This window comes from Aliiroseovarius sp. F20344 (assembly GCF_023016155.1).
Taxonomy (GTDB): domain Bacteria; phylum Pseudomonadota; class Alphaproteobacteria; order Rhodobacterales; family Rhodobacteraceae; genus Aliiroseovarius.
Map to the genome: position 1 here is coordinate 183,467 of NZ_JALKBG010000006.1, position 26,055 is coordinate 209,521.

28 protein-coding genes are annotated in these 26,055 nt (G+C 57.1%); 15 read left to right on the forward strand and 13 right to left on the reverse strand.

The features are described 5' to 3' along the window. The first annotated feature begins 117 nt into the window (after positions 1-117). From coxB to MWU55_RS06675, 10 genes are all read left to right on the forward strand, one after another. Complete coding sequence (gene coxB, locus MWU55_RS06630; protein ID WP_246935695.1) at positions 118-978, forward strand: cytochrome c oxidase subunit II; 861 nt, start codon at positions 118-120, stop codon at positions 976-978. An 87-nt stretch (positions 979-1,065) separates the two neighbouring features. After that, on the forward strand, positions 1,066-2,010 hold the full coding sequence (cyoE, locus tag MWU55_RS06635) for a heme o synthase (protein ID WP_246935121.1): 945 nt from the start codon (positions 1,066-1,068) through the stop codon (positions 2,008-2,010). Then, positions 2,010-2,171 (forward strand): hypothetical protein, encoded by a 162-nt coding sequence (locus MWU55_RS06640; protein WP_246935122.1) that lies wholly within the window; start codon positions 2,010-2,012, stop codon positions 2,169-2,171. Before cyoE ends, MWU55_RS06640 begins: the two co-directional genes overlap by 1 nt. Beyond that, complete coding sequence (locus MWU55_RS06645; protein WP_246935123.1) at positions 2,168-2,743, forward strand: cytochrome c oxidase assembly protein; 576 nt, start codon at positions 2,168-2,170, stop codon at positions 2,741-2,743. The genes MWU55_RS06640 and MWU55_RS06645 overlap by 4 nt, the downstream gene beginning before the upstream one ends. Before the next feature lie 27 nt (positions 2,744-2,770). Continuing rightward, positions 2,771-3,571 (forward strand): cytochrome c oxidase subunit 3, encoded by an 801-nt coding sequence (locus MWU55_RS06650; RefSeq protein ID WP_246935125.1) that lies wholly within the window; start codon positions 2,771-2,773, stop codon positions 3,569-3,571. A gap of 77 nt (positions 3,572-3,648) precedes the next feature. Beyond that, positions 3,649-4,317 (forward strand): SURF1 family protein, encoded by a 669-nt coding sequence (locus tag MWU55_RS06655; protein ID WP_246935126.1) that lies wholly within the window; start codon positions 3,649-3,651, stop codon positions 4,315-4,317. A 14-nt stretch (positions 4,318-4,331) separates the two neighbouring features. After that, on the forward strand, positions 4,332-5,729 hold the full coding sequence (gene thrC / locus MWU55_RS06660) for a threonine synthase (RefSeq protein ID WP_246935127.1): 1,398 nt from the start codon (positions 4,332-4,334) through the stop codon (positions 5,727-5,729). After that, the gene (locus MWU55_RS06665; protein ID WP_246935128.1) at positions 5,726-6,988 is read left to right on the forward strand and encodes a pitrilysin family protein; all 1,263 of its coding nucleotides are present in this window, start codon (positions 5,726-5,728) and stop codon (positions 6,986-6,988) included. The genes thrC and MWU55_RS06665 overlap by 4 nt, the downstream gene beginning before the upstream one ends. Further along, complete coding sequence (locus MWU55_RS06670; RefSeq protein ID WP_246935130.1) at positions 6,988-7,572, forward strand: GNAT family protein; 585 nt, start codon at positions 6,988-6,990, stop codon at positions 7,570-7,572. The genes MWU55_RS06665 and MWU55_RS06670 overlap by 1 nt, the downstream gene beginning before the upstream one ends. A gap of 45 nt (positions 7,573-7,617) precedes the next feature. Next, positions 7,618-9,030: an FAD-binding oxidoreductase gene (locus MWU55_RS06675; RefSeq protein WP_246935132.1), complete on the forward strand. Its 1,413-nt coding sequence runs from the start codon at positions 7,618-7,620 to the stop codon at positions 9,028-9,030. Positions 9,031-9,152: 122 nt separating this feature from the next. Here MWU55_RS06675 and MWU55_RS06680 read toward each other — a convergent pair whose 3' ends face one another. The 3 genes from MWU55_RS06680 to MWU55_RS06690 are packed head-to-tail and all read right to left on the reverse strand — an operon-like array spanning position 9,153 to position 11,574. Further along, positions 9,153-9,683 carry an adenine phosphoribosyltransferase gene (locus tag MWU55_RS06680; RefSeq protein ID WP_246935133.1) on the reverse strand — a complete coding sequence of 177 codons (531 nt, stop codon included), beginning with the start codon at positions 9,681-9,683 and terminating at the stop codon, positions 9,153-9,155. Beyond that, a complete protein-coding gene (locus MWU55_RS06685; protein WP_246935134.1) occupies positions 9,680-10,708 on the reverse strand; it encodes a heparan-alpha-glucosaminide N-acetyltransferase domain-containing protein in 1,029 nt (342 codons plus the stop codon). The genes MWU55_RS06680 and MWU55_RS06685 overlap by 4 nt, the downstream gene beginning before the upstream one ends. Further along, on the reverse strand, positions 10,705-11,574 hold the full coding sequence (locus MWU55_RS06690; protein ID WP_246935135.1) for an S-methyl-5'-thioadenosine phosphorylase: 870 nt from the start codon (positions 11,572-11,574) through the stop codon (positions 10,705-10,707). Before MWU55_RS06690 ends, MWU55_RS06685 begins: the two co-directional genes overlap by 4 nt. Positions 11,575-11,731: 157 nt before the next feature. Between MWU55_RS06690 and MWU55_RS06695 the strand changes: the two genes are divergently transcribed. Then, positions 11,732-13,390 carry a SulP family inorganic anion transporter gene (locus MWU55_RS06695; protein WP_246935137.1) on the forward strand — a complete coding sequence of 553 codons (1,659 nt, stop codon included), beginning with the start codon at positions 11,732-11,734 and terminating at the stop codon, positions 13,388-13,390. 2 nt (positions 13,391-13,392) lie between these two features. Here MWU55_RS06695 and MWU55_RS06700 read toward each other — a convergent pair whose 3' ends face one another. Then, positions 13,393-14,043, reverse strand: a complete 651-nt coding sequence (locus MWU55_RS06700) for a CatB-related O-acetyltransferase (protein WP_246935138.1) — start codon at positions 14,041-14,043, stop codon at positions 13,393-13,395. A gap of 97 nt (positions 14,044-14,140) precedes the next feature. Further along, positions 14,141-14,746: a flavin reductase family protein gene (locus MWU55_RS06705; protein WP_246935140.1), complete on the reverse strand. Its 606-nt coding sequence runs from the start codon at positions 14,744-14,746 to the stop codon at positions 14,141-14,143. Positions 14,747-14,901: 155 nt separating this feature from the next. Here MWU55_RS06705 and MWU55_RS06710 point away from each other — a divergent pair, with 155 nt between their 5' ends. Further along, positions 14,902-15,429 (forward strand): N-acetyltransferase, encoded by a 528-nt coding sequence (locus MWU55_RS06710; protein ID WP_246935696.1) that lies wholly within the window; start codon positions 14,902-14,904, stop codon positions 15,427-15,429. 5 nt (positions 15,430-15,434) lie between these two features. On the opposite strand, the gene MWU55_RS06715 is transcribed toward MWU55_RS06710, so the two are convergent. Together MWU55_RS06715 and ptsP are read right to left on the reverse strand one after the other, a co-directional pair. Continuing rightward, the gene (locus MWU55_RS06715) at positions 15,435-15,806 is read right to left on the reverse strand and encodes a hypothetical protein (protein ID WP_246935142.1); all 372 of its coding nucleotides are present in this window, start codon (positions 15,804-15,806) and stop codon (positions 15,435-15,437) included. An 87-nt stretch (positions 15,807-15,893) separates the two neighbouring features. After that, the gene (gene ptsP / locus MWU55_RS06720) at positions 15,894-18,140 is read right to left on the reverse strand and encodes a phosphoenolpyruvate--protein phosphotransferase (protein ID WP_246935150.1); all 2,247 of its coding nucleotides are present in this window, start codon (positions 18,138-18,140) and stop codon (positions 15,894-15,896) included. A gap of 369 nt (positions 18,141-18,509) precedes the next feature. Between ptsP and cysK the strand changes: the two genes are divergently transcribed. Next, positions 18,510-19,577 carry a cysteine synthase A gene (gene cysK / locus MWU55_RS06725; protein WP_246935152.1) on the forward strand — a complete coding sequence of 356 codons (1,068 nt, stop codon included), beginning with the start codon at positions 18,510-18,512 and terminating at the stop codon, positions 19,575-19,577. A 90-nt stretch (positions 19,578-19,667) separates the two neighbouring features. Here cysK and MWU55_RS06730 read toward each other — a convergent pair whose 3' ends face one another. After that, positions 19,668-20,348, reverse strand: coding sequence for a hypothetical protein (locus MWU55_RS06730; RefSeq protein ID WP_246935154.1), 681 nt, complete (start codon positions 20,346-20,348; stop codon positions 19,668-19,670). Between the two features lie 81 nt (positions 20,349-20,429). Next, the gene (locus MWU55_RS06735) at positions 20,430-20,885 is read right to left on the reverse strand and encodes a hypothetical protein (protein ID WP_246935158.1); all 456 of its coding nucleotides are present in this window, start codon (positions 20,883-20,885) and stop codon (positions 20,430-20,432) included. A 136-nt stretch (positions 20,886-21,021) separates the two neighbouring features. Here MWU55_RS06735 and MWU55_RS06740 point away from each other — a divergent pair, with 136 nt between their 5' ends. Beyond that, positions 21,022-21,927 (forward strand): DMT family transporter, encoded by a 906-nt coding sequence (locus MWU55_RS06740; protein WP_246935159.1) that lies wholly within the window; start codon positions 21,022-21,024, stop codon positions 21,925-21,927. Here MWU55_RS06740 and MWU55_RS06745 read toward each other — a convergent pair. Together MWU55_RS06745 and MWU55_RS06750 are read right to left on the reverse strand one after the other, a co-directional pair. Next, a complete protein-coding gene (locus tag MWU55_RS06745) occupies positions 21,924-22,607 on the reverse strand; it encodes a hypothetical protein (RefSeq protein WP_246935160.1) in 684 nt (227 codons plus the stop codon). The two genes, MWU55_RS06740 and MWU55_RS06745, sit on opposite strands and share 4 nt — an antisense overlap. Positions 22,608-22,716: 109 nt before the next feature. After that, positions 22,717-23,424 carry an NAD(P)H-binding protein gene (locus MWU55_RS06750; RefSeq protein ID WP_246935162.1) on the reverse strand — a complete coding sequence of 236 codons (708 nt, stop codon included), beginning with the start codon at positions 23,422-23,424 and terminating at the stop codon, positions 22,717-22,719. 94 nt (positions 23,425-23,518) lie between these two features. On the opposite strand from MWU55_RS06750, the gene MWU55_RS06755 reads away from it, so the two are divergent. Then, complete coding sequence (locus MWU55_RS06755) at positions 23,519-24,181, forward strand: TetR/AcrR family transcriptional regulator (protein WP_246935163.1); 663 nt, start codon at positions 23,519-23,521, stop codon at positions 24,179-24,181. Here the strand turns inward: MWU55_RS06755 and MWU55_RS06760 are convergent. Next, the gene (locus tag MWU55_RS06760) at positions 24,170-25,084 is read right to left on the reverse strand and encodes a glycerophosphodiester phosphodiesterase family protein (protein ID WP_246935164.1); all 915 of its coding nucleotides are present in this window, start codon (positions 25,082-25,084) and stop codon (positions 24,170-24,172) included. The two genes, MWU55_RS06755 and MWU55_RS06760, sit on opposite strands and share 12 nt — an antisense overlap. Before the next feature lie 185 nt (positions 25,085-25,269). Beyond that, entirely contained in the window at positions 25,270-26,004 is a 735-nt protein-coding gene (locus MWU55_RS06765) for a WYL domain-containing protein (protein WP_246935175.1), read from the reverse strand. Positions 26,005-26,055 lie beyond the last annotated feature (51 nt).

Genomic DNA, 26,055 nt, shown 5'->3' on the forward strand with positions numbered 1-26,055 from the left:
AATGAGAAACAAGGGATTCCCGCGCCTATGTGCGGGAGAGGCAAGAGTGCGCATCAGCTTGAACCGGAAATCACCGGTATCGGGCTGGGCCGCACAGGGAAGAGAAAGACGAACATGATGCGTTTCAGCAGCCTTTTCGCCACTGCAACAGCAATGATGACAGCGGGTGTCGCCACCGCGCAAGAAAACCTCGAGGTGATCGGTAAACCGGTTGACGGCGGTATGGGTTTTCAGCCAGCCGCAACAAATATTGCCGAAGCCGCGCAGGGACTGGACGGACTGATCAACGTGATCATTTTCGGGATTACGATTTTCGTTACTGCTCTGCTTCTGTGGGTAATTGTACGCCACAACCGCCGCGCCAATCCCGAGCCCGCAACCTTCTCGCACCATACGCCCATTGAAATCGCATGGACCCTGATCCCCGTTGTGATTCTGGTCTTTATCGGTGCTTTCTCGCTGCCGGTTCTGTTCCAGCAGCAGGTGATCCCCAAAGGTGACGTTGTGATCAAAGTCACCGGATACCAGTGGTACTGGGGTTATGAATATCCCGAGCATGAATTCGGCTTCGACAGCTTCCTTTTGGATAAGTCGGCACTGGAAGAGCACGGTTATGAGCAAAGCGATTATCTGCTGGCGACCGACACCGCCGTTGTTGTGCCAACCGGCAAGAAAGTCGTGATGCAAGTGACTGCGGCCGACGTGATCCACTCGTGGACCATCCCTGCTTTCGGTGTAAAGCAAGACGCCGTTCCCGGTCGTCTGGCCGAGCTTTGGTTTGAAGTTGAGCCCGGTAAAGAAGGCATTTATTTCGGTCAGTGTTCCGAGCTTTGCGGCAAGGACCACGCCTATATGCCGATTACTGTGAAAGCCGTGACCGAGGCCGAGTATGAAGCCTGGCTGAAAGGCGCGATCGAAGAATATGCAGACAATGCGACTGCCGCGCCTGCTGCCATTCAGGTCGCATCGGCCAACTGATCATCGGGAAGGGGGTTACCCCTTCCAACCCTGCCGCCCCACTGGGGCGGTTTGTGCAAAAGACCCTAGCCAAAGCGCCAAATCAACATGAGCGACGCCAGTATTCAAACCTCCAAGACCGAGACCGGCGAAGCCGGTTTTGGGGATTATTTCGCGCTTCTGAAGCCGCGCGTGATGTCTTTGGTTGTCTTTACGGCCCTTGTCGGGCTGTTGGTCGCACCTGTTAGTGTGAACCCCATTGTAGGTTTGGCTTCGATTCTGTTCATTGCTGTGGGCGGAGGTGCCTCGGGCGCTCTGAACATGTGGTGGGATGCGGATATCGACCGCAAGATGAAGCGCACGCAGTCGCGGCCGATCCCTTCAGGCAAGGTTGAAGAAGGCGAAGCGTTTGCCATCGGTATCGCCCTCTCTGTCATGGCCGTGGTTATGCTGGGGCTGGCCTCTAACTTCATGGCCGCAGCACTGCTGGCCTTCACCATCTTCTTTTACGTCGTGATCTACACGATGTGGCTGAAACGCTGGACCCCGCAGAACATCGTGATCGGTGGCGCGGCGGGTGCGTTCCCTCCGATGATCGGCTGGGCTGTGGCCACTGGTGGGATCTCGATCGAAAGCGTTCTGATGTTTGCCCTTACTTTCGCGTGGACGCCGCCCCATTTCTGGGCGCTGGCACTGTTCACCAAGGGCGACTACGCCAATGCGGGCGTGCCGATGCTGACCGTGACCCACGGACGCAAAACAACCCGCGCCCATATCCTTGGCTACACTTTCGCATTGGCCGCTGTTGCGATTGCGCTGGGCCTGACCTCGGTCGGCGGACCCACCTATATGGTGATTGCGCTGGTACTGAACGCCATGTTCATCAAAGGTGCATGGGACGTCTTCCGTCGCACGGATGAAGACAGCGAAGCAGACACACACAAAGCCGAACGTGGCTTGTTCAAACTGTCGCTGGCTTATCTATTCCTGCATTATGGTGCACTGCTGATTGAAGCATCGCTGAAACCTTTCGGTCTGGGAGGCTGGGGCTAATGGCGATCAAAGCTGAACACGAACTGCACAAGCGCCGCTTTTCCCGCAATGTCGGGCTGGGCTTGGTGCTGGTTGGCTTTGTTGCCCTTGTCTACGGCCTGACCGTGGCCAAAGTGGGTGAGATCTATCAACCCGAAGCAACCACCGAGGCGACTAAATGAGCCTGACGCAACCTCAGAAAACTGCGGCAAAAGCCGTTGGTGTGGTGATCCTGATGGGATCGCTCAGCTGGGCGTCGGTGCCGTTTTATGACTGGTTCTGTCGTGTCACCGGCTTTGGCGGTGAAACCGCGACCGCTGAAGGCGCATCCGACGTGGTGCTGGACCGAACAGTGCTGGTGCGTTTCGACGCTTCCAAAGAACGCGGCATGCCGTGGGAGTTCAAACCCGTCCAGCATGAGATGGAGATCCGTCTGGGCGAAACCGGTTTGGCGTTCTACGAGGCCTATAACCCGACCGACCGCCCGGTGGCCGGCACCGCTAGCTACAACGTGGCCCCCTTCTCGGCGGGTGGCTTTTTCACCAAGATCGATTGCTTCTGCTTTGAAGAGCAGGTGCTGCAACCCGGAGAACGCGTGACCATGCCGGTCACCTTCTACGTGGACCCCGAAATCATCGAGGATCGTGAGGCAAAATATGTGAATGCAATCACATTGTCTTACACGTTCCACGAAACCGAATTGCCAGAAGAGGTCGCATCGCTTGATCCGCCTCAGACGGTTGTGCAAAACTGACGCCAGAAGAACAGGGACTATACGCTTATGGCACATGCAAAGAACCACGATTATCACATTCTACCACCTTCGGTGAACCCATTCCTGGGCGCTCTTGCGGGCTTCGTTATGCTTTTCGGCGCCGTTCAGTGGATGGCCAATGGCATGCCTTGGTTGTTCTTCATCGGGTTGGCTGGTGTTCTCTACGTCATGTTCGCCTGGTGGTCGGATATCGTGCACGAAGGCGAAACCGGTGACCACACCTCGGTTGTGAAAATCGGCCTGCGTTACGGCGTGATCCTGTTCATCATGTCCGAGGTTATGTTCTTCGTGGCGTGGTTCTGGAGCTTCTTCAAACACGCCATGTACCCCATGACAGAAGGCTCGCCCGCCATCGATGGTGTTTGGCCGCCCGCTGGGATCGAAACCTTCGATCCGTGGCACCTGCCGCTGATCAACACGCTGATCCTGTTGCTGTCGGGTTGCGCCGTGACTTGGGCGCACCACGCCATTGCGCATGAAAACAACCGCAAAGACCTTGTTTGGGGTCTGACGCTGGCCGTAATCCTGGGTGTGATCTTCACCATCTTCCAGGCGTACGAATACAGCCACGCGGCCTTTGAATTCTCAGGCAACATCTATGGCGTGAACTTCTTCATGGCGACTGGCTTCCACGGCTTCCACGTGATCGTCGGCACCATCTTCCTGTTCGTCTGCCTGCTGCGCGCGATGAAGGGTCACTTCACCCCCGAAAGCCACGTCGGCTTTGAAGCCGCCGCTTGGTACTGGCACTTCGTTGACGTTGTTTGGCTGTTCCTGTTCGCGGCTGTTTACATCTGGGGCGGTTGAACCTGACCTGCAAATAGTCCTAAGCAAGGGGCGCGAGGGGGCAACCTCTCGCGCCTTTCTCATTTCGGGTTTCCCTCATGCGACAAGCCATTGCCATCATTCTCAGCCTTGCCGTGCTGGCCCTGTTCATCGGGCTTGGTACATGGCAGGTGCAGCGCCTGAAGTGGAAAGAGGGCGTGCTGGCTGAGATCGACGCGCGCATCGCCGCCGATCCGGTGTCCTTGCCAGTGGTTCCCGACAAGGCACGCGACACCTACCTGCCCGTGACGGTCTCGGGTCAGATGGACGATGCGACCTTGCGCGTCCTTGTTTCCACCAAAGCAGCGGGGGCGGGGTTTCGGCTTATCTCTCCTTTGCAGACCGATCAGGGCCCGATTCTGATCGACCGTGGGTTTATCCGTGTGGCCGACGAGATGCCGCCAGTGCCCGCCGGTCCTGTCACCATCGAAGGCAATCTACATTGGCCTGATGACCGGCGCAGCTCGACCCCCGACAACGACGTGGTGGGCAACACGTGGTTTGCCCGCGATTTGGATCAGATGGCCGACACGCTGAGCACGAAGCCCATCCTTGTCATCACACGCGAAATGACCCCGGCTGAGCCGAATGTGCTGCCCCTGCCCGTCACTTCGGAAGGCGTGCCCAACCGTCACCTTGAATACGCAGGGACATGGTTTTTGCTGGCGCTCACATGGTCGGTGATGACACTCACCTTGCTTTGGCGTAAGAAGCGCCGAAACCCCTGAAGGACTCAAATTCGATGCGCTATATCTCGACCCGTGGTGATGCCCCTGTACTTAGCTTTGAAGAGGCTATGCTGACCGGCCTTGCGCGCGATGGTGGCTTGTATGTGCCGGAAACCATCCCGACCATGTCGAATGATGAGATCGCAGCACTTGCTGGCCTGTCCTACGAGGAAATCGCCTTTCGCGTGATGCAGCCTTTCGTGGGCGAAAGCTTCACTGACGATGAGTTCCGTCAGATCATCGCCAAGGCCTATGCCGGATTCGGCCATGACGCGCGTGCGCCGCTGGTGCAGCTGGGTCCGAACCATTTCCTGTTGGAGCTTTTCCACGGCCCGACGCTGGCGTTCAAAGATTTCGCAATGCAACTGATTGGTCAACTTTTTCAAGTGGCCCTCAGCCGTCGCGGCGAAAAGGTGACCATCGTTGGTGCAACTTCCGGAGACACCGGGTCCGCCGCCATCGAAGCGTTCAAAGGTCTGGACGCGGTCGACGTGTTCATCCTGTTCCCGCATGGCCGCGTGTCTGAGGTTCAGCGCCGTCAGATGACCACGCCGCCGGAAAGCAACGTGCATGCGCTGGCCATGGATGGAGACTTCGACGACTGCCAGGCGCGTTTGAAAGACATGTTCAATGATTTTGAGTTCCGCGACGGTGTGAAGCTGGCGGGTGTAAATTCGATCAACTGGGCGCGTGTTCTGGCGCAGGTGGTGTACTACTTCTCGTCCGCTGTATCGCTGGGTGCCCCGGATCGCGAAATCAGCTTCACTGTGCCTACGGGCAACTTTGGCGACATCTTCGCGGGCTATATTGCCAAGAAGATGGGTCTGCCGATTGATCAGCTGGTGATCGCAACGAACCAAAACGACATCCTACATCGCACGATGGAAACGGGTGCTTACACCAAGGCGGGCGTCACGCCCTCGATCAGCCCGTCGATGGACATTCAAGTGTCCTCGAACTTTGAACGAGCGCTGTTTGACGCCTATGGGCGCGATGGCAAAGCGGTCGCAGATCAGATGTCTGATCTGAACGATGGGGGCTTCAGCATCAGCCAAGGCGCGATGGAGTATCTGAAAGAACAATTCACCTCGGGTCGTGCGTCGGAAGACGAAACGATGGCGCAGATTAAAACCAGCTTTGCCACGACGGGCGAGGTTCTCTGCCCGCATTCGGCTGTCGGTGTGAAAGTGGCAAACGAACACTTGGGCGACAGCCCGATGATCACGCTTGCCACCGCACATCCCGCAAAGTTCCCCGCTGCCGTGAAAGATGCCTGTGGCCAAGACGCGCCTTTGCCGCCGCGCATGGCGGATCTCTTTGACCGAGACGAGCGTGTGACTCGTGTGGCCAACGATTTGGGCGCGTTGAAAACCCTGATCCTCGAACGCACCGGAAAGGCCGTATCTGCATGACCGTGCGTCTGGACCGTCTTTCCAACGGCGTGCGCGTCGTCACAGAACACATGCCCGGGCTGGAAAGTGCCTCTTTGGGGGTTTGGGTGATGGCGGGTGGCCGTCACGAAACGAAGGCCCAAAACGGGATCGCGCATTTTCTTGAACACATGGCCTTCAAAGGCACCAAGAAGCGTTCAGCGCTTGAGATTGCCGAAGCGATCGAAGACGTTGGCGGGTACATCAACGCTTATACCTCGCGCGAGGTTACGGCCTATTACGTGCGTGTCCTGAAGGACGATGTGGCACTTGGGCTCGACGTGATTTCCGACATCGTTCTGAACCCGGTCTTTGACACGGGTGAGATCGAGATTGAACGCGGCGTGATCCTGCAAGAGATTGGTCAGGCTCTGGATACCCCGGACGATGTGGTGTTCGACTGGCTGCAAGAAGCCGCCTTCCCAGATCAGCCCATCGGCCGCACCATCCTTGGTCCGTCCGAGCGGGTGAAGTCCTTTGGACGCGATGATTTGTCGGGTTTCGTTGGTCAGCACTATGGGCCGGATCAGCTGATCTTGTCTGCGGCCGGGGCTGTAAACCACGATGAAATCCTGCGTTTGGCCGAGGCAGCTTTTGGTGGATTGGCACCACGCCCTGTGCTTCTTCCCGATCCGGCGCGCTGGACATCAGGTGCGCATGTCGAAATTAACGACGCGCTGGAGCAGGTGCATTTCACGCTGGGGTTCGAAGCTCCGTCCTATCGTGATGAAGGCTTCTACGCGGCGCAGCTCTACAGCTCGGCGCTGGGTGGGGGAATGTCCTCGCGACTCTTCCAGGAAGTGCGTGAAAAGCGTGGGCTGTGCTACTCGATTTTCTCGCAAGTCGGATCATATGACGACACCGGCATGATGACTGTTTATGCGGGCACATCGGGCGACGATATTGCCGCCCTGTCGGGCCTCTGCATTGATGAGATGAAGCGCGCCACAACAGATATGAGCGATCGGGAACTAGAACGCGCCCGCACGCAGATGAAAGCGGGTCTTTTGATGGGGCTGGAAAGCCCGTCAGCGCGCGCCGAACGTATGGCGCGTTTGGTTGGCATTTGGGGCCATGTCCCGACGCTGGCCGAAACAGTCGAGAAAATCGAAGCCGTCACTCTGCAAGACCTGCGCGACTTCGGCGCCTCGCTGTCGCAGGGTGCCATGGCGATGGCTGTCTATGGCCCCGCTGCGAAAGCCGAAAGCCTGGAGGCGCTTCAGGAAAGGCGCGCAGCTTGATGTTCTCACGACCCAAGAAGGTTCGGATCGAAACCGAGCGTATGACGCTTCGTCCGCCAATGCATGGCGACTATCGCGCTTGGGCTGCACTTCGGGCCGCCAGCCGAGATTTCCTATCCCCTTGGGAACCCACATGGGCGCCGGATCACCTGACGCGCAAGAGTTTCACAAATCGCGTGTATTGGGCCAATCGTTCGGTCGCAGGCGGCACCGCGCTTCCACTATTCATGTTTCGCAGGCAGGACAACGTCCTGTTGGGGGCGGTTACGCTCGACAATATCCGCCGTGGCCCGTCACAGGCAGGCACGACCGGATATTGGGTGGGCGAACGCTTTGCCCGTCAGGGATACATGCGCGAAGGGCTAGAGGCGCTGGTTCACTACGCCTTTAGCGAGCTCGATCTGTCACGGCTCGAGGCCGGATGCCTGCCTGAAAACGCGGCCTCACGCGGGGTGCTGGAAAAGGTCGGCTACAAGTACGAAGGCGTGGCGCAAAGTTACCTTCAGATTAACGGACGCTGGCGCAATCATGTTCTCTATGCCAACCTGCGTTCCGACAGACGTGGCCGTACGCAAGCTGGGTAACCTTTCTGCGCCGTACGCACGCTATGTGTTTCAATGAGGACGCACGTGAACAAGGCAGATGCGACATTCGAGGCGACATTGCGCGGGCTTCTACCCGACGCTGCATTTCGATCGCTTAGCCCAGCCTATCTGGAAGAGCCGCGCGGCCTGTTTCATGGCGCTGGCGGGCTTCTGCTGACCCCAGGATCAACCGATGAGGTCGCACTGATCCTGCGCATGTGTTCTGACGCCAGTGTCCCGGTGGTCCCCTATGGGGGCGGCACCGGGCTGGTTGGCGGACAGGTTATGCCGGACGCAACGCCTGTGATCCTCAGCTTGGAGCGGATGATCCGCATTCGCGATATTCATGCGACTGAAAATGTGCTGGTGGCCGAGGCCGGAGCTATTCTGGCCGACATTCAATCCGCGGCGGAAGGGACTGACCGTCTGTTCCCACTCTCGCTTGCATCCGAGGGGTCGTGCCGGATTGGTGGCTGTCTGTCGACCAATGCGGGCGGCGTGAACGTGTTGCGCTATGGCTCGGCGCGCGATCTGTGTTTGGGGATCGAAGCTGTTTTGCCGGACGGAACCGTGCACCACGGCCTGAAGCGGCTTCGCAAGGACAACACGGGATATGATCTGCGCAGTTTGCTGTGCGGGGCCGAGGGCACGTTGGGCGTGATTACAGCGGCCAGCCTGCGCCTCTTCCCACGGCCTGCGCGGACTGGAACCGCGTTGTTAATTGTGCGTGATCCGTTGGCGGCGCTCGATCTTCTGGCCATGGCGCAGGCGCATATGGGGCAGGGGATCAGCGCGTTTGAACTGATCAAAGGCACCGGGCTTGAGTTCCTGTCCGAGGCTGGGTTGGGTGGCCCACAGCCCTTCCAATCCCGTCCGGATTGGTCGGTGTTGATTGATTTGGGGCTTGGTCCGTCGGATGATCCAGAAGAGGCATTGCTCTCGCTCTTTGAAGCGGCTCAGGAAGCAGGGTTAGTAGCGGATGGCGTCATCGCACAATCTGAAACCCAACGGGCGGCGCTATGGAAGTTGCGTGAGGAAATTCCTCTAGCCAACAAGGCGGTCGGGGCTATCAGCTCGCATGATATATCTTTGCCACTGTCCGTGGTCCCGGAGTTTTTGAACAAGGCGGACCATGAGCTGGCCCAGCTTGGGCCGTTCCGCGTGAATGCCTTTGGTCATCTTGGGGATGGCAATTTGCACTACAATGTCTTCCCGCCCAAGGGGCAAAACAAACAAGACCATCAGGCTGCGAAAGACGATGTTCGTCAGGTCGTCTACGATCTGGTCCATCAACTCGGCGGGTCATTCAGCGCCGAACATGGAGTTGGCCGCTTGAAGACCACAGAATTGGAACGATACGGCGACCCGGCCCGTCTGACCGCGATGCGTGCCGTCAAACATGCGCTGGACCCGAAGGGGATTATGAACCCCGGTGTGATCTTTCCAAACACGGACTGATCAAAAGAAAAACGCCCCGCTGGGGTGATAGCGGGGCGTTGCACGTTGATTACGTGTGTACAAGCAGCGCCTGGACTCCAACCAGGCAGGACCGTCATAGAAGAAGAGGGTTAAGTGAAGGTTCACAGACCCTCAAATTCGCACAAAACATTCACGTCCATGCCAAGTTCTTCCAGCTTTTTGCGTCCGCCCAGTTCCGGCAGGTCGACGATAAACGAACAGCCTATAATCTCGCCACCCATACGTTCGATCAGCTTGATCCCGGCCTCGGCCGTCCCGCCAGTGGCCAGAAGGTCGTCGACAAGCAATACTTTCTCGCCGGGTTGGATCGCATCGTCATGCACCTCCATCACGGCCTCACCATATTCCAGCGTATAGGCTTCGGACAGGGTCGCACCCGGCAGTTTGCCTTTCTTGCGGATCGGCACGAAGCCCAAAGTCAGCTGGTGCGCAATAGCACCGCCCAGAATGAATCCACGTGCCTCAAGCCCGACCACCTTGTCGATCTGCTCACCCGCATAGGGGTGCAGCATCTGGTCCACCGCCATGCGAAACCCGCGCGGGTCGGCAAACAGAGTGGTCACATCGCGAAACAGGATGCCCTCATGCGGGAAGTCCACGATGGTGCGGATATAGTCTTTCACGGATTTCATGTTTTCCCCTCGGTGATCAGACGCATTGTGGCCTCAAGCGGCCCGCGTTTGAACTTATGCGACCACAGCCAACTGAACAACGCGGCAATTGCACAATATGCGATCGATATCCAGAAAACTTGCGCGGGCTGAAGGGTGCCCCTAAGCAGCCCCATAGCCTCGAGCGTGCCCATGCCAATCAGGATATGCGCCACATAATGGGTCAGAGTTTGGCGGCCCGCGACGATCATGGCATCGCACAATCGCCGGACAATGGGCAGTGCCAGCAAGACAGGCGTCAGCATCAAGACGGCACCCAGAACCGCGGTTGCCGTTGCCCCACCTGCCAGCATGTAAAGCGGCCCGGCGGGGACCGGTTCGGTGGTCATCAGCGCGCCAATTTCCGGGTCATGGATCAGGACCGCGCTGGCCATGTGTGCGGCTACAGCGACCAAAGCCCCGCCCAGAATTAGCCCGACCTGAACACGCGATCGCCCCAGTGAAAGCCGCCCCAGCCACATGCCCCACAACAAGAACGCAGCCCATGGGAAGACAGGATGCCAGCCATTGTAGAAGGAGTGTCTTAGAAAGCCTTCGACAGTCCAGAAACCGGAATAGGTCAGCGTGTCCCAGCTCCAGCCCCGGTCGAAATCCAAGAAGAGCTGAGCGGCGGTCGCGATCAGGATGAAACCGGCAATCCCGAAGAGCAACCAACGGTTTGGGCGTGCCATGAAGCCAATCGCAACGATGAAATAGAGCGCATAGAAATGCAGAATGTCAGCTTCGAACACCAACATGTTCAGCATGCCGATGGCGAACAAGAATATGGCCCGGCGCAAGGTCACATGCCACGCCGCGCGCCCAAGGCTTGCACCGACGCCGGCCAGCACAACAAAAAGAGCAGCCGCGCGTCCTTCCAGATTATTGGTGATCAATGACGGGAGAGATCCGTCCGCCCCGACCTCGGCCACGATGCGGAAGTTGACCAACACCATGCCAACGAAGGCGAAATAGCGCGCGATATCTATCCCATGCAGTCGTTTCAAAGCACGCGTCCCGCAATGGCATCCAATTTGGCCAGAAGGTCCGGGTCGCGTTTGTCTGGCGCCGTCATGATCGCCATTCCCAACGCGCGGTCACACCCATGCGGGCAAGGCGCCCGGTTGGTGCCCAGTTGCATAGGCAGACCGGCCACCATGCGCTTGGCCTTGTCTCCGTTTCCAGTCAAGGTCGCGATCACTTGCGCCACATCGACCTCATCGTGATCCGGATGCCAGCAATCGTAGTCCGTCACCATCGCGACTGAGGCGTAACAAAGCTCGGCTTCCCGGGCGAGCTTTGCTTCGGGCATGTTGGTCATACCGATTACATGCGCGCCCCACTGATCGCGATACATCCGGCTTTCGGCCAGCGTTGAAAACTGCGGGCCTTCCATCGCCAAATAGGTCCCGCCTTCATGCACGGTGACACCAGCAGCCCGCGCCGCTTCTACGCAAGCGTCGGACAGGCGCGGGCAGGTGGGTTGGGCAAAGCCCACATGGGCCACGCACCCCGATCCAAAGAAACTTTTCGGACGAGCAAAGGTCCGGTCAATGAATTGATCCACAATAACAAAATCGCCCGGCTCCATTTCTTCGCGGAAGGAACCGCAAGCAGACACGCTAATCACATCCGTGACCCCCAAGCGTTTTAATGCGTCGATATTGGCGCGATAGGGGATATCCGACGGGCTGTGCACATGACCGCGTCCATGACGGGGAAGGAACGACATGTTGACGCCTTCAAGCTGGCCTGTCAGGATCTGGTCAGAGGGCGCACCCCAAGGGCTGTCCACATCCACCCAAGCCGCATCCTCTAGCCCTTCCATTTCGTAAATGCCAGAGCCACCGATAATGCCGATATGCGTGTCCATGTTTGCCTCCTGAATGCCGTTGTCCGCACCCTAGCGCGCAGATCCGCTTGTTGCCATGTGGCATTTGCAAACCGGCTTCGCATCTGAGGCATTGCCCCAAGCCCATGAAGCCGTTAGACAGCGCCATCGCGAACAATTCCCCATATGAGGTGACCCCGTGGCCCGAGCCCTGCTGGCAAGCTTTGCCAATCGTATCGAACGCCCTGATCTGCGCTTGTCCCCGAATGACGAGCTGACGCCCGCGCGCATCAAGACCGAGCTGCTGTCGGGTCTGACCGTGGCTTTGGCCCTGGTGCCCGAAGCTGTGGCCTTTGCCTTCGTCGCAGGGGTTCATCCGCTGGTGGGCCTGTATGCGGCCTTCATGGTTGGGCTGATCACTGCCGTGATCGGTGGACGCCCCGGCATGATCTCGGGAGCAACCGGTGCGCTGGCCGTTGTGATGGTCGCGCTGGTGGCGGAACACGGTGTTGAATACCTGTTCGCAACCGTCGTTTTAATGGGGCTATTGCAGGTCTTTGCGGGTGTCATGCATTGGGGTAAGTTCATCAGGCTTGTGCCACACCCGGTGATGCTGGGCTTTGTGAACGGTCTGGCGATCGTTATTTTCCTGGCTCAGATGACCCAATTCAAGGTCCCAGGAACGGTCGAGGCCGCAGGGCATGGCGCTGCTGGGGGCGAATGGCTTACGGGCATGCCGCTTTACATGATGCTGGGCCTTGTGGGCCTGACCATGTTGATCATCTGGGGTCTGCCGAAGCTGACTTCGATCATCCCCGCGCCACTGGCTGGCATCGGGATTGTGGCCGGGCTTGTGATTGCCTTTGGCATCGACGTGCCGACTGTGGGCGACATGGCGTCCATCAAGGGTGGCCTACCCAGCTTCCACAACCCGTTTGGCACGGGTGAGGGTTTGTACGGCACAGCACTGGCCCCCTTCACGTTAGAGACTTTCTGGATCATTCTGCCTTACGCCGTGATCTTGGCCGCCATCGGCCTAATCGAGAGCCTGCTGACCTTGAACCTTGTGGGCGAGATGACTGGCCAACGTGGCGGTGCCTCGCAAGAATGCATTGCGCAAGGTACATCGAACGTGATCACCGGTTTCTTCGGTGGCATGGGCGGTTGTGCCATGATCGGTCAGTCGATGATCAATGTTCGTTCTGGTGGTCGGACCCGGATTGCTGGGATTGCCGCCGCGGTTTTCCTGCTCCTCTTCATCGTAGTCGCCTCCAGCTGGATCGAGATGATCCCGTTGGCCGCTCTGGTCGGCGTAATGTTTATGGTGGTGATCGGGACTTTCGCGTGGAACTCGTTGAAAATCCTGCGCCGTGTTCCACGCACCGACGCATTCGTCATCCTGCTGGTAACCGCCGTGACAGTCTATGAAGACCTCGCGGTCGCGGTTGTCGTTGGTGTGATCGTATCTGCGCTGGCCTATGCATGGAACGCGGCAGCACGCATCCACGCCGTCACGCGCGAAGAAGACGGGGCCAAGGTCTATGACGTCGAAGGCCCGCTGTTCTTTGGATCGGCTGAAGGGTTCATCGAACTGTTTGATGTCAAAAATGACCCTGATCTGGTCGTGATCGAATTCGCGCGTTCGCGTGTTGTGGACCAGTCTGCCCTTCAAGCGATTGAAGCAGTCGCGCTGAAATACGAAGCGCTCGGCAAGAAAGCACAGCTGCGCCACCTCAGCCGTGACTGCCATGACCTGCTGACCAAAGCAGGCCACCTGGTTGTCGACAGTGACGACGACCCCGACTACGAGGTCGCCGTGGATTACTCGGTCAAAACCGGAATTCTGGGCGGGCACTGACCTTACGGCGCAAGCACCTCTAAACCTTGCAGATCGCCCGCTTCCAGCGCATCGCGCGCGCGGGCGATCTGATTAGGTGGCCAGCTCCACCACGCCAGTCTGTTCATCCTGTCGATATCCGCGGATGACAAGCGCATCTTGACAACTTGTGCCGGGTTTCCGGCAACAATTGCGTAGTCTGGGATATCCGATCGCACAACCGAACCTGCGCCGATGATGACGCCATTTCCGATGCTTACGCCAGGGCAAATGATCGCGCCATAGCCCAACCAAACATCATGCCCAATCCGGGTGTCGCGGCTATCAGGTTGCGTGAACGGCTCTTGATCCAATGTGAAAATGCCAAATGGGAAACTGGTTAGCCCGGCATAGGCGTGGTTGGCAGCGGCGGTAATGAACCGCACACCATGGGCAATCTGGCAAAACTTTCCGATGATCAGCCGTCCTTCCGAAGTTGGGAAATGATACGGCGCAAGTCGAGCGGCCCATCCATCAGCTGGCGGCGGATCGAAATCCGAGGCATAGGTGAATTTGCCCACCTCGATATTCGGCTGATCGATGACGGTGGTGAGGAAAACCGTGCCGTCGTGGACTAATCCATCGGGCAAGGTCACGGGGTGGACGCGCTTGGCGTCGGGTAAAACAAACGGCATGTATGCTCCTTGAATCGAAGTTGGGATCATCAGGCCGTATTGTTCATGTCACCCTCCATGGCTGAGTTTCTAGCTTAGCGGGCAGGTGCCCTTGCGTCTACTCTTCGGGACGTTTTAACTCAAAGCGATCGCGCACAACCGTATAGTCGCGATATCCCAACCGGGCGAGCGGGCGAGCACGCGTGATGTCGAACAGGCCATCGACAATACAGTCATCAGCCAAATGGATCCCGGTCACTTGTCCAAAGCAGACGTGATTTGCGTCGCCAGCAAGTTGGATGATTTGCGTCAGTTTGCATTCCAGGGCAGCGGGTGCTGCGGACAGGCGCGAGGCAGCGATGGTTTCGCACTCCACGCGCTCCAGCCCTGCCTGTTCAATTTCGTCGACATCCTTGTTGAAGCCAGCGGCGCTTATGTTCATCGCGTCGGTCAGATCTTCGGACACCATGTGAACGCAGAATACGCCAGTTTGGCGGATGTTATCCAAAGTGTCCTTTCCCATTTCCCGGTCTGCTTTGCCCGAGGTCGTGGCAAACATCACTTGTGGGGGATCATAGGCTATGCCGTTGAAGAAGGAATAGGGAGCAAGGTTCTCTCGTCCGTCGGTGTCGCGCGTGGAGATCCAAGCAATTGGGCGTGGAACAATCAATGCATTGAACGGGTTATGTGGCAACCCATGCCCATTTTCTGGTCGATAGAACATTTGCATCCTCTTCCTTTTGGCGCATGTCGCGTGATACATGCCGATAGAAGGGGTCTGCGACAAGGCCTTACGGTTATTCAGCGCGGCGCCTTTTTCGTTTTGGTTGTGCGGTGAAGCACTTGAATTGAGGCGAAGAAGGTCGAAGGGGCTGACAGCTGTATACTCTGGCACAGGAAACTCAGGCAGACTGGTGGGAGGTCGAAGCCCTATACGATCTGTGCTTTGCCCCGGGGCGGGAGGCGCTTTCGTCTTATCGCCTGCGTGATGATGTTCCGCCCATCCCTGAGCTGTCTTTGGTCGCCAGGGATGCAGAAGGTGTGTTGGCCGGGGCTATTCGCTATTGGCCGGTCATCATCGTCGGTCAAGATGAATATCCGGCGCTTCTTCTAGGTCCGGTCGCGGTCCACCCAACCCGGCAGGGTGAGGGTCTTGGAGGATTGCTGATCCACAACAGCATAGACAGAGCCGCAGGCCTTGGATGGGATCGTGTGATGTTGGTCGGGGATGCGCCCTATTACAAACGCTTTGGATTTTCCAAACTGGAGGGGGTGACGATGCCGCCACCAACCAATCCGGAACGTGTTCTGGCTTTTGATCAGGAAAGCGGCGCTTGGTCAGGGGTTGCCGGATCTGTTCGCCGTTTTGAGAGCGCGGGCCAGAGGGTCATCACACCCAAGGGGTAGGGACCTTACCGATAAGTTGGTTGATTGTGTCGAACGGATGAAAACACACCGATCGCGGCAGGCTTGGCCTGTTCTCCAATGGTTTGACGCGCCATACGCTCCAGCCGTTCTTGCCAATAGGGCGCGCGACGGCTTTGTGAAAGGGGATGCCAGATCCGCTGAGCCCGCTGATTGCGCGATTGTTCAAGTTTCCATTGATTTGATGGAATGGGTCGCTTTGGTGCAGCGGCGGTCAGGATACCCATGCCGACAACTGCAAAGGCGCCGAATAGAGCGTAGGCGAATAATGACGGAATCATACCATATCCTTGTGAAAAGGCCGCGATGGCAGCGATGGTGCCGGTGAACACACCGGTGACTAGAACACGAAACAGCATGGGCTTCTCCTCTTTGCTGTTCTCTTATTGTTCCAATTGTCTGAAGATTCGCCTAACAAAGCGAACGCACGCGAAAAAATTCGCGTTTTACACCGCGTTTTCAGCCAGCCACGTTTTCACAGCCGATCGCACTGATTGTTCGCCTGATAGCCGAGCTTCATCGATAATCTGTTTTAGGTCTTCCAGATTTGTACGCCTTATCAGATGCTTAACTGGACCGATTGAGGCCGGTCGCATTGACAGATGCCGCATGCCAAGTGCTGCGAAGCACACTGCTTCAATAGATCTGCCGGCGTCTTCTCCACAAAAGCTGACCGGCGTGCGGGCCGCATCGCAACGGGTTACAATCTCTTCAACCAGGTTCAGGAAGGATACATTCAACGTGTCATAGCGCCGTCGAACTCGTTCATTCTCGCGATCGGCAGCATAGAAAAACTGCTTCAAATCATTGCCGCCGATCGAGATGAAATCTGCCATCTCGAAAAACTGCTGCGGGGCGAAGACCATCGACGGTGTTTCAAGCATCGCGCCGATCTCCACCTTTTCAGGCAAGATATGACCCAGCGCGCGTTCGCGCTCGATCTCAGCCAGAAGCATCTCGCGCGCGTCACGGAACTCGTCCAACTGCGCGATGAAGGGAAACATCACGGTCAAGCGGCGTCCGGCAGCGGCGCGAATGAGCGCCTGCAACTGCATGCGCATCACACCGGGCTTGTCCAGCCCAACCCGAATGGCTCGCCAACCTAAGGCCGGGTTAGGTTCATCCAGCGGGTTCATATAGGGCAGCACCTTGTCTGACCCGATATCGAGCGTGCGGAAGGTCACACGTTTTCCCTGTGCTGCGTCCATTACGCGGGCATAGGTGGCGGCCAGATCACCGCGGCGCGGGATCCTGTCCACGGTCAAGAACTGAAGCTCGGTCCGGAACAGGCCAACCCCATGTGCTCCGGAGCTTTCCAGTGATGGCAAATCCGCCATCAGACCGGCGTTCATATGCAGTTTCACCTCGGTCCCACACAGGCCCATTGCGGGCTTGTCGCGTAGGCTGCGATAGCGTTCCTGCTGTTTGGCCTCCATCGCCATCTTGTCACGGAAAGCGGTAACAATCGTGTCTTCCGGGCGCAAATGCACGACGCCCGCTTCGCCATCCACCAAGATGTGGTCCCCGTTCAACGCTTCGGTCGAAATGTGACCCGCCTGAACAATGAGCGGAATGGCAAAGGCACGCGCGACAATGGCCGCATGACTGGCGACCGAGCCCTCTTCAAGCACGATCCCGCGAAGCCCACGGCCGTATTCCAGAAGCTCTCCCGGCCCGATGTTCGTTGCGATCAGAATAGGGTTTTCGGGCATTTCTGCCCCGGTATCCTTGCCTTGTCCGGTTAGAATGCGCAGCAGGCGATTGGAAAGATCATCAAGGTCGTGCAACCGCTCGCGCAGATAAGCGTCGGGCACTTGGCTCATCCGGGCCCGTGCTGCGGATTGTTCTTTCTCCACGGCGGCTTCAGCCGATAGACCACGCGCGATATCCTCGGTCATCCGCCGCATCCAACCCTTGGAATTGGCAAACATCCGATAGGCTTCCAGAACCTGCATCTGCTCTTTGTCAGTGGTTTGCGAATTAGCTAGCATCTCGTCTACCGACACGCGCAGTGTATCAACCGCGTCATTCAATCGGGTCAGTTCTATGTCGGGATCATCAGCAATTGGATTGGTGACAACCACACGCGGTTCATGCAGCCAAACATGTCCTTCAGCAGCGCCTTCCTGCCCGATTCCACCTTTGAAGTTGGCAGGGCGCTGGTGCAGCGCACCCATCGCCTCGCCTTCACCAACAAAGGCACCCAGCTCAGTCATTTCGGCCAGAACCATGGCGACAACCTCGACACCATATAGCTCATCTGCCGAGAACACGCGCGCGTCTTTCGACTGAATGACCAGCACGCCCAACTTCTCGCCCAGACGTTGGATCGGCACGCCCAGGAAGCTGGAGTAAATCTCTTCCCCTGTCTCGGGCATGTACCGGAACCCGCGTTCCGACGGAGCGTCTTCTGTATTGATCACCCGACCCCGACGCGCCACGCGTCCTACAAGCCCTTCTCCGACCCGAAGGCGCGTTTGGTGGACCGCTTCACGGTTCAACCCCTCGGTCGCGCAAAGCTCCAACGTTTCGCTGTCCCGGAAAAGATAGATCGAGCACACCTCGACCCCAAGGCTTTCGGCAATCAGTGATGTGATGCGATCAAGCCGCTCTTGCCCCTCGGACGCTGCCGCAAGGGTCTCGCGCAGGCTGACCAAGAGCTTGCGACTGTCGCTTTGTTGGCTTTCTGCCATTCTCACCGTTCCCTGTTTGCCACAGTTTCTATACTGTCCATCAGGACAGGTGAACCGTTTGCTCAAGCCCTACCGTACCCTCTGTATGCCACCTATGCCAGAAACACGTAGCGTGAATTTCAGCGATTTCCTGCGCGTTGGTGCCGCATGCCCCAATTGCCGCATGTTTTGGCGGATTTGCTGAAATCTGATGCTATGCGTCAAGAACAGCGATCCTGACAAATGGGCGAAGGCGGGACGATGTCATATCGACCTATTGGAATGCGTGAAATTCCGTCTTTTTCGCAGCATTTGCTTTCCGAACGGGGAACCCTGCGCCTAAATAGGATGAAACTGGCAAGGGCCAGACCACAGATTAAGGACAGTCCCATGGCAATCCGACAAACAAACGGGCGCGGCACGCGTTATGACAGCATTCTGGACACTGTGGGCGACACGCCCGTCGTCCGCATCAACCGCATCGCGCCCGAAGGCGTGAACATGTTCGTGAAGATGGAGGCTTTTAACCCGGCCGGATCCGTCAAGGATCGTCTTGCGCTGAACATCATCGAAGCCGCCGAAGCCTCGGGAGCGTTGAAGCCCGGCCAGACGGTGGTCGAAGCCACATCCGGCAACACGGGCATCGGCCTTGCCATGGTCTGCGCGGCCAAGGGCTATCCGCTGGTTGTGACGATGGCTGAAAGCTTCTCGGTCGAGCGCCGCAAGCTGATGCGTTTCCTTGGCGCGAAGGTGGTTTTGACCCCGAAAGAGCTGAAGGGCTTTGGCATGTATTCCAAAGCCAAAGAGCTGGCCGAGGCCAATGGCTGGTTCCTTGCCAGCCAATTTGAAACCGACGCCAACGCCGACATCCACGAAAACACCACAGCGCGCGAGATCCTTGCCGATTTCGACGGCGAGCGGCTGGACTATTTGGTCACCGGCTATGGTACCGGCGGCACCGTGACGGGCATCGGGCGTGTGCTGAAGAAAGAACGCCCGGACACCAAGATCATCCTAACCGAGCCTGCCAATGCGGCGCTGGTTGCCTCCGGCTATGTGAACACCCGCAATGAGGCGAAACAGCCCACCGAGGGCCACCCGGACTTCAACCCGCACCCCATCCAAGGCTGGACCCCAGATTTCATCCCCTATGTGATGCAGGAAGCGCTGGACAATGGCTATGTTGACGAGCTGACTGCGGTCCCCGGACCAGACGGTATCAAGTGGTCGCAACGTCTGGCCGCCGAGGAAGGCATTTTTGTCGGCATCTCAGCCGGCGCGACCTTCGCCACCGCGATCGAGACCGCCAAATCCGCTCCCGAAGGCGCGAACATCCTCGTCATGCTGCCCGACACCGGCGAACGCTACCTCTCCACACCGCTATTCGAAGGCGTCGAAGATGTGATGAGCGACGAGGAGTTGGAAATCTCACGCTCAACGCCTTACGGGCAGATGTAAGCGCGATGCGAAAAACGAAGAACAGCGCGCCGGAGTGGTGGGCTGTTTTTGTTTTGGGATCTCAAATAATCGGTCGGGCCGAGGGCGTTCCTAAAGCTCTTCAATCTTTCTTATCAGCAATTGGAAAAGAACAATCGGTTCGTCGAAACCCGCTTTAAGATCCGCATCCGTCGCTATCGTGTTCTTTGGGCAGAATCTCCAAAACCCCAGCCCAAACAACTTGGCGAATGATAACACCGCAACCTCCTCATTGTCTTTCGTGACACAGATTTCGTCGGTGATTTTGGTCGCGGCACCCATCCTACCACTCAGCGTTAACATCAAATCAAAGCCGTTTTCCAAAGTGACTTCCACCGTGAATACAAACTCATCTTTAGCTGCCGATTGAACTCCCAGAGGCTTTGGAAGCGATCTCGCCGCAAAGATATCGCTAAGCACGCGGTTCGCTTCATCTAAGTCAAAGGCCTTAAAGTCCCCACTTTTCGCCGGAACTAGTTTTTCATGGAGGGCTGAAACTGCTGATCGGCGTTCCATTTCCAGTAGTCTCAATAGAACTGGGTCACAGTTCGGCCCCCGAATACCAATGCGCTGAACTAGACTGGAAATCGCCAACTCATCCACCGTACACTCAGATTGTTCGGCATTCTTGATCGCTGTTTCAGATGTGTGTCGGGCGAGTGCTACGATTTCTAGGTGCGAGAATCTAGCGTCAGAAAGAGCGGTCGATAGAGCCGCCATCACGGCATCTTGGATATGGCCAATCGCATACATCATTGATTTCCTTTTGGTAGTCTGACCGGTTCGGCCAGCGCAGAACGTATCAATATTCCAAGTGACGCAGCTCGAATAGGATCAGAAGCTCTTCTCATAGTCGTAATCCACTATTGAACGTGTGCGCCTGACGACTGCCTCATTGGGTATGGTTTCGACGACCCACTCTTCAAGTTCCATTTGTAAACTTGGGACATGCTTGCCAGCGGCCACTGACTCATCACTTGGTGGCCAGAGATGCGCCACAGTGGAGCTGAGCATGATGGCGTAGTCACCCTTCGCCCTGTAGCCGAATCCTAAGTCGATCACTTCATCATCAGCGGATACCGAACAGGAGTAGTATTCCCTCTCACGGTTCAGAATCTTGCAGCTACCGCCAAGCTGCGCCACTTTGACCAGAGCTTTTGAGTGTATCCAGTCTTTGAAATTCTGTGTCAAAAACGCCTCATCAATCACTACAGCAGAGGTAGTGATTGTCTGCGAACATGCCGTGAGTGCACCACAAAGCAGAAATCCGGCCAGCAATTTTAGGTTCATCTATGAATCCATAAAATCTCGTCAAACGTGCGCCCTTTGTAGCGCCGTTTCTCACTTCAAGAAACCACAAGAAACGGATTGGCCTTCGCGGCAATTTCCGCCATCCCTGTGGAACAACACCACAGGACCCTGCCCAATGCCCAAACCCTCCCTCCAAATGGATCGCACCGCATGGATCATGCTGATCGCTCTGGCTGCCGTCTGGGGCGGATCGTTTTTCTTTGCTGAGGTTGCGTTGGACGAGTTGCCGCCTCTGACCATCACGCTGCATCGGGTGGTCTGGACTATTCCAATTCTGGCGGTGATCGTCGTGATGAAGCGCATCCCCGTGCCGCGCAATCCGCGCGTCTGGCTGGGCTATCTGGGCATGGGCGCGCTGAACAACGCGATCCCGTTTTCGCTGATTTTCTGGGGGCAAACGCAAATTGAAAGTGGTCTCGCCTCGATCCTGAACGGTACCACGGCCATGTTCGGCGCGGTCGTTGCGGGCGTGCTTCTGGCCGACGAACCTCTGACCGGTCGCAAGATCGGAGGTGCCGTTCTGGGCCTGATCGGCGTCGGCGTCATCATGGGTCCCGAGGCCGTGTCAGGCTTCAACCCCGCCAACCTAGCGCAACTGGCTATCATGGGCGCTGCACTGTCCTATGCCTTCGCCAGCGTTTGGGGCCGGGTCATGCTGGCCGGCAAGCCACCATTGATGAACGCGCTGGGTATGGTGACGGCCAGTGCCCTGATCACGGCGCCTATCGTTTGGATGGTGGACGGTCCGCCTACGCTAAGCCTGACGGCCGTCACATGGGGATCTCTCATGGGTTTGGCTGTTCTCTCAACTGCGCTGGCCTATGTGCTATATTTCGCGATTCTTGTGCGGGCAGGGGCCGCGAACCTGATGCTTGTGACCCTTTTGATCCCACCCTTCGCCATCGGCCTCGGCGCGCTGTTTCTGGGCGAGCGCATCGGCCCAGAGGCGTGGGTTGGCTTTGGCATCATCGCCATAGGGTTCGCGGTAAACGACGGACGGGTGTTCGGAGGAAAGCGTTAGTTCGGGATCAGGGATGCGCCGTAGTCGATCTCATTGTGCAAGGTGCGCATGATGGCAACGGCTTCGGCTCGTTTGCTTTCATCGTCAAATGCCACTACGTCAGGCCTTTCGGCGATATCCGCTACTCTTGCCATTGAGATATGTTCGCTCACCAAAATGCTTTGTTCATGAAAGAATAGCTCTACGTCAGTTTTTAGCGCAGGCATCCTTTCGGCAATAGGTCGACCGGGGCCGTCAAAAAACGCGGCAACGCGCTTTGATGGCTTCTGATCCAACGGGTGTGTCATGTTAAGCAGGTCGCGCCCCTCATCACTTCTTGCATACTCTGCTAGTGATTGGATCTCACGCGAGTTGAGGTGCATTAGATACAGTCCCTTAATCCATTTGCGCGTTTTTGTTTCGTAGCGTTCGGTTAGATCGCCAAGCAATATGGTTTGAAACAGCTCTTGATCGATGACGCGTGCGCCGACCATCTCCAGATCACTCCCTATTTTATCGGCGATTTGGGATACAAAAGTGGTGCTCTTGTCTGCGAATTCTCCATGGCCCAAATGGATGTCGACAAGAAACGCTATGTCACGATCTCGCGATGCTTGGTCGTCAAACAGATTGCCGCGCGTCGAGGCGAGTATCGCAAGGCTCGTCACAATAGATGCGAAAGCAAGTAGGTAGATTTTCATGTGTTCGGGGTAGCTCAGGCTGGAGCGCCAGGCAAGGCGGCGCTTTCAGGAGTTTGCCTTTTATGCGCCGAGCCCTGCCTTGGTTTTTTAGGGTTGGTATCCGTTTAGTCTAGACCCTGACTGCAGTACCAACCGCCCGTGCACTCTCAGTCCCCGCCCCACAAATCGCAGGTGCCTTGCCGATCATTGCGTCGTTCCGCAGAGCCTCGACCATGAACAGTGCAAAGTCGATCCGGCGGGTCAGGTTTGAGGCCAGGATCGGATCCTGCACATGTTCCGACCAGACGGGCAGCCCCTGGCTTTCGCCTTCCTCAAGGTCCGATCCGCGCACCACGGTCCACTTGGTGTCAGATTTGAAGATCAGATCGCACGCAAGGTACTGGTCGTCGATCTCGACCAGACGCAGCCAGCGCAAAAGCGGGCTTAAGAACTTGATGATGGCGTTGATCTTCCATGAAAAGCGATCCTTCCCGTCCAACGTTATGTGCCAGCCGCAGGAATAGATCAGCCGCGCGCCCGGCTCGGCAAAATCCATCACTGCCTTCGCGGTGCCGGACGAGTATTGTTGCACGCCCCATGGCGCCAGCACGGTCAACACGCCTTCGCAGCCCGCCACTGCCCGCCGGATCACCTCGCGATCATTGGTCTTGCCGGGGTAAAGCGTGATGCGATCCCCATGTTCAGCCATGATGGCGTCAAGCTTGCCGACGCTTTTTTCCCGGCACACGCCATTCACGTGATAGCCGCGCTCAAGCGCATGTTTCAGCATATATTGTCCCAGTTTGCCCGAGATCCCGACGATACAGATGCGTTTCATTTTCCAATCCTTCACTTACACTGTAAGTTAAATTTGCACTTGATATAAACTTACACCGTAAGTAAATCAAGGGAGGGAACCGAAAGGGGCGCAAGTGGCTAAAAAGTCAGGAAAAACATCAAAGCTGACGCGCGAGGCGATCCTCGCTGCAGCCGTGAAATTGGCCGACGAGGCCGGATCCGATTCGCTTTCCATGCGTAAACTCGCGGCCGCGCTGGGGGTCGAGGCGATGTCGCTTTACAACCATTTCGCCAACAAAGATGAGTTGCTGATGGGCATGGCCGACTGGGCCGTTGGGCAAATCCCGCTGCCCGATCCGGACGGTCCATGGCAGGAAGAACTCCGTGTCCGCGCCCATAACGCCCGCGCCGTGTTTAAACGCCACCCGTGGACCATTCAGTTAATGGTGTCGCTGCCCAACACCGGCCCCAACGTGCTGGCTTATGTCGAGGCAACGCTGGCTGTGATGACCAATGCCGGTTTCGCCCTAATCGACGCCGATCACACCTGGAACCTTATGGACAGCCACATCTATGGCTTCACCCTGCAAGAACTGAACTTCCCCTTCGCACCCGAAGACTATGCCGAGGTGACCAAAGCCCACCTCCACCTGATCCCCGCCGACACCTATCCCAACCTGCGCGCCATGGCCGAGAAGGTCGCCGGCCGCGAATATGACGGGCTCCACAATTTCGCGCAGGGGGTGGAGTTGATTATCGCGGGGTTGGAGAGGGAGGAGAAGGGGCTATCGGCCTAAAGCCTCAAGAAGCAAATCAGGTCGATCCGTCGAGGCGGCAAAGCCGAGCTCTAGCGCCGCATTCCATTTCGCCGGATCATTTCGGTTCACCAACGCGTTGTCTTCTGGTCCGGCAAATCCTGAAATCATAAGCCGTATATCTAATTCTTCCATTCGGGCCAGAAATTCAGGCGTAAGCCCTGCGCTACCGACGCTTACCATCCTGATGCGTTCCCCGATCTGCAAATAGATCTTTTCAAGATCAGCCAAGTAGTTCCGGGAACGGAATAGGACGATTGCCACATCAATGCCTGTCGCTGCCGCGATGCCGCGGAGTTTGCTTTGGTCGGTGCCCGAAAAATACAGACCCCACAGCAATACGTTCCGGGTCTGACGCCCCGCTAAAGCTTGCGTAAGGCTGTCGATCTCATAGTTTTTCAACCCGAGAACAACGATAACCTGCCCATCGACAAGGTCGAGCGCCTCTTGCAACGTGGGGATGCGGTGCGGCGCGGAATCCTCGCTAGTCACAAGCCGAAGCTGCTTTACCTGATCAATTGTGTAGTCGCGCACAAAGTCCTTGCCGCCGCGCTGCTCCCGCGAGGGGCCATTCGGCGGGCCGTCGGGAAATACTCGTTCCACGTCGGTCATCCGATTCAAGGTGAGGTCATGCATCAGGATATAACTATCGTCAGCGGTAAGCTGTGGATTGATGTGCACCATGTCGATACCCCGATCAATCGCACCTTGTAGCCAAGCCAGTGAGTTTTCAGGCGCTTCGCCAATCACCGCACTTCGATGCGCCATCACGACATCTGGCTGGCTACGGGCAAAACGCTCGTCAACATTCATCTGCGCATAGGCAGCGCTGAGATTCAGACAGGCCACGAGGGTCACAATTGCCAGAATAGTGCGCTCATTCATTGACGTTTCCTTCCAACAGGTGAGCTTTGGCTCCTTTGACACCACAAGCCACCTCACAAAAATGTACAACAAGGGCAATTCGCTTGCTTTGCGTGGTGTCAAAGCCGCAAGCGATAGACGCCAGTGCATCTGCTTGTTCGCTCCGCAGACACAATAACGGCCCCGCATCTCTTCGAGACCGCCCTTCAAACAGAAAGATCGTTACCTTCCAAAGAAGGCTCGAATGCGCTTTTCGGCATAAGCTTGAAAGCACTCCCAGTTCTTGTCGCCGAAAGCAATCTGTCACAGCGGAAAACCCGCGGACCTTCCCGAAGGTGGTCATGGGCCACAACGTACCAGATCGGGTATTTCAGAAGAAGATAGTGCGGCTCGATCTGCCGCTGGGATTGCGTTCCATCTTCGCGTTGGTACTTCACCTCAAGTATCTCTTGATCGACGAAGGCTTGGTGCAAAGCCTGTACGACCCGCTTCGCAGGCGCATGTGCACCCGCCTGCACATAGGTTGATGCCGTGATCCCAATCAGAATGCGGGATTTAAGCCGGTCCACCTTGGCGCGCTTATCTGGTGAAAACGACGCCTCCAACTGCCGTCGAACTGCTCCAAGGCTGGCCAAGAACAGAGGCGACTCCATCTTCTCGGCCACCGCAATGCTGATCAGCAAATCAACGGCTTCAGCATAGGATAGGTTCAGTCGTCCAACGCCCCAGCGTTGATCAAGTCGCACGCCACCTCCACGCCCGCGATCGGCATCAATTTGCATGCCTTGCTCGCGCATCAGCGCCAGATCCCGCGTGATCGTCCGCGCGCTGACCCCATGCTGCCCTGCCAGATCAGCCACAGTACAAAGCGTATCCTGCTTCAGTCGAGCCGCCAAAAGCTCGATCCGCTTCAGTCTGTCTTGTGCGTTTGCGCGTGCCATGAAACAAATAGGACATAAAATGACGTATTTATCAATATGAGGGTGGTGAAC

Coding starts and splice junctions, on each gene's coding strand:
- MWU55_RS06700 (WP_246935138.1), bottom strand. CDS start 14,043: ATGCCGTTTGTTTTACCCGACGCCAAGCGCGTCCACCCCGTGACCTTG.
- cysK (WP_246935152.1), top strand. CDS start 18,510: ATGGCAATCCGACAAACAAACGGGCGCGGCACGCGTTATGACAGCATT.
- ptsP (WP_246935150.1), bottom strand. CDS start 18,140: ATGGCAGAAAGCCAACAAAGCGACAGTCGCAAGCTCTTGGTCAGCCTG.
- MWU55_RS06665 (WP_246935128.1), top strand. CDS start 5,726: ATGACCGTGCGTCTGGACCGTCTTTCCAACGGCGTGCGCGTCGTCACA.
- MWU55_RS06640 (WP_246935122.1), top strand. CDS start 2,010: ATGGCGATCAAAGCTGAACACGAACTGCACAAGCGCCGCTTTTCCCGC.
- MWU55_RS06765 (WP_246935175.1), bottom strand. CDS start 26,004: ATGGCACGCGCAAACGCACAAGACAGACTGAAGCGGATCGAGCTTTTG.
- MWU55_RS06715 (WP_246935142.1), bottom strand. CDS start 15,806: ATGCTGTTTCGTGTTCTAGTCACCGGTGTGTTCACCGGCACCATCGCT.
- MWU55_RS06745 (WP_246935160.1), bottom strand. CDS start 22,607: ATGAAAATCTACCTACTTGCTTTCGCATCTATTGTGACGAGCCTTGCG.
- MWU55_RS06670 (WP_246935130.1), top strand. CDS start 6,988: ATGTTCTCACGACCCAAGAAGGTTCGGATCGAAACCGAGCGTATGACG.
- MWU55_RS06740 (WP_246935159.1), top strand. CDS start 21,022: ATGCCCAAACCCTCCCTCCAAATGGATCGCACCGCATGGATCATGCTG.
- MWU55_RS06650 (WP_246935125.1), top strand. CDS start 2,771: ATGGCACATGCAAAGAACCACGATTATCACATTCTACCACCTTCGGTG.
- MWU55_RS06655 (WP_246935126.1), top strand. CDS start 3,649: ATGCGACAAGCCATTGCCATCATTCTCAGCCTTGCCGTGCTGGCCCTG.
- MWU55_RS06690 (WP_246935135.1), bottom strand. CDS start 11,574: ATGGACACGCATATCGGCATTATCGGTGGCTCTGGCATTTACGAAATG.
- cyoE (WP_246935121.1), top strand. CDS start 1,066: ATGAGCGACGCCAGTATTCAAACCTCCAAGACCGAGACCGGCGAAGCC.
- MWU55_RS06680 (WP_246935133.1), bottom strand. CDS start 9,683: ATGAAATCCGTGAAAGACTATATCCGCACCATCGTGGACTTCCCGCAT.
- thrC (WP_246935127.1), top strand. CDS start 4,332: ATGCGCTATATCTCGACCCGTGGTGATGCCCCTGTACTTAGCTTTGAA.
- MWU55_RS06760 (WP_246935164.1), bottom strand. CDS start 25,084: ATGAATGAGCGCACTATTCTGGCAATTGTGACCCTCGTGGCCTGTCTG.
- MWU55_RS06750 (WP_246935162.1), bottom strand. CDS start 23,424: ATGAAACGCATCTGTATCGTCGGGATCTCGGGCAAACTGGGACAATAT.
- MWU55_RS06735 (WP_246935158.1), bottom strand. CDS start 20,885: ATGAACCTAAAATTGCTGGCCGGATTTCTGCTTTGTGGTGCACTCACG.
- MWU55_RS06645 (WP_246935123.1), top strand. CDS start 2,168: ATGAGCCTGACGCAACCTCAGAAAACTGCGGCAAAAGCCGTTGGTGTG.
- coxB (WP_246935695.1), top strand. CDS start 118: ATGCGTTTCAGCAGCCTTTTCGCCACTGCAACAGCAATGATGACAGCG.
- MWU55_RS06730 (WP_246935154.1), bottom strand. CDS start 20,348: ATGTATGCGATTGGCCATATCCAAGATGCCGTGATGGCGGCTCTATCG.
- MWU55_RS06705 (WP_246935140.1), bottom strand. CDS start 14,746: ATGTTCTATCGACCAGAAAATGGGCATGGGTTGCCACATAACCCGTTC.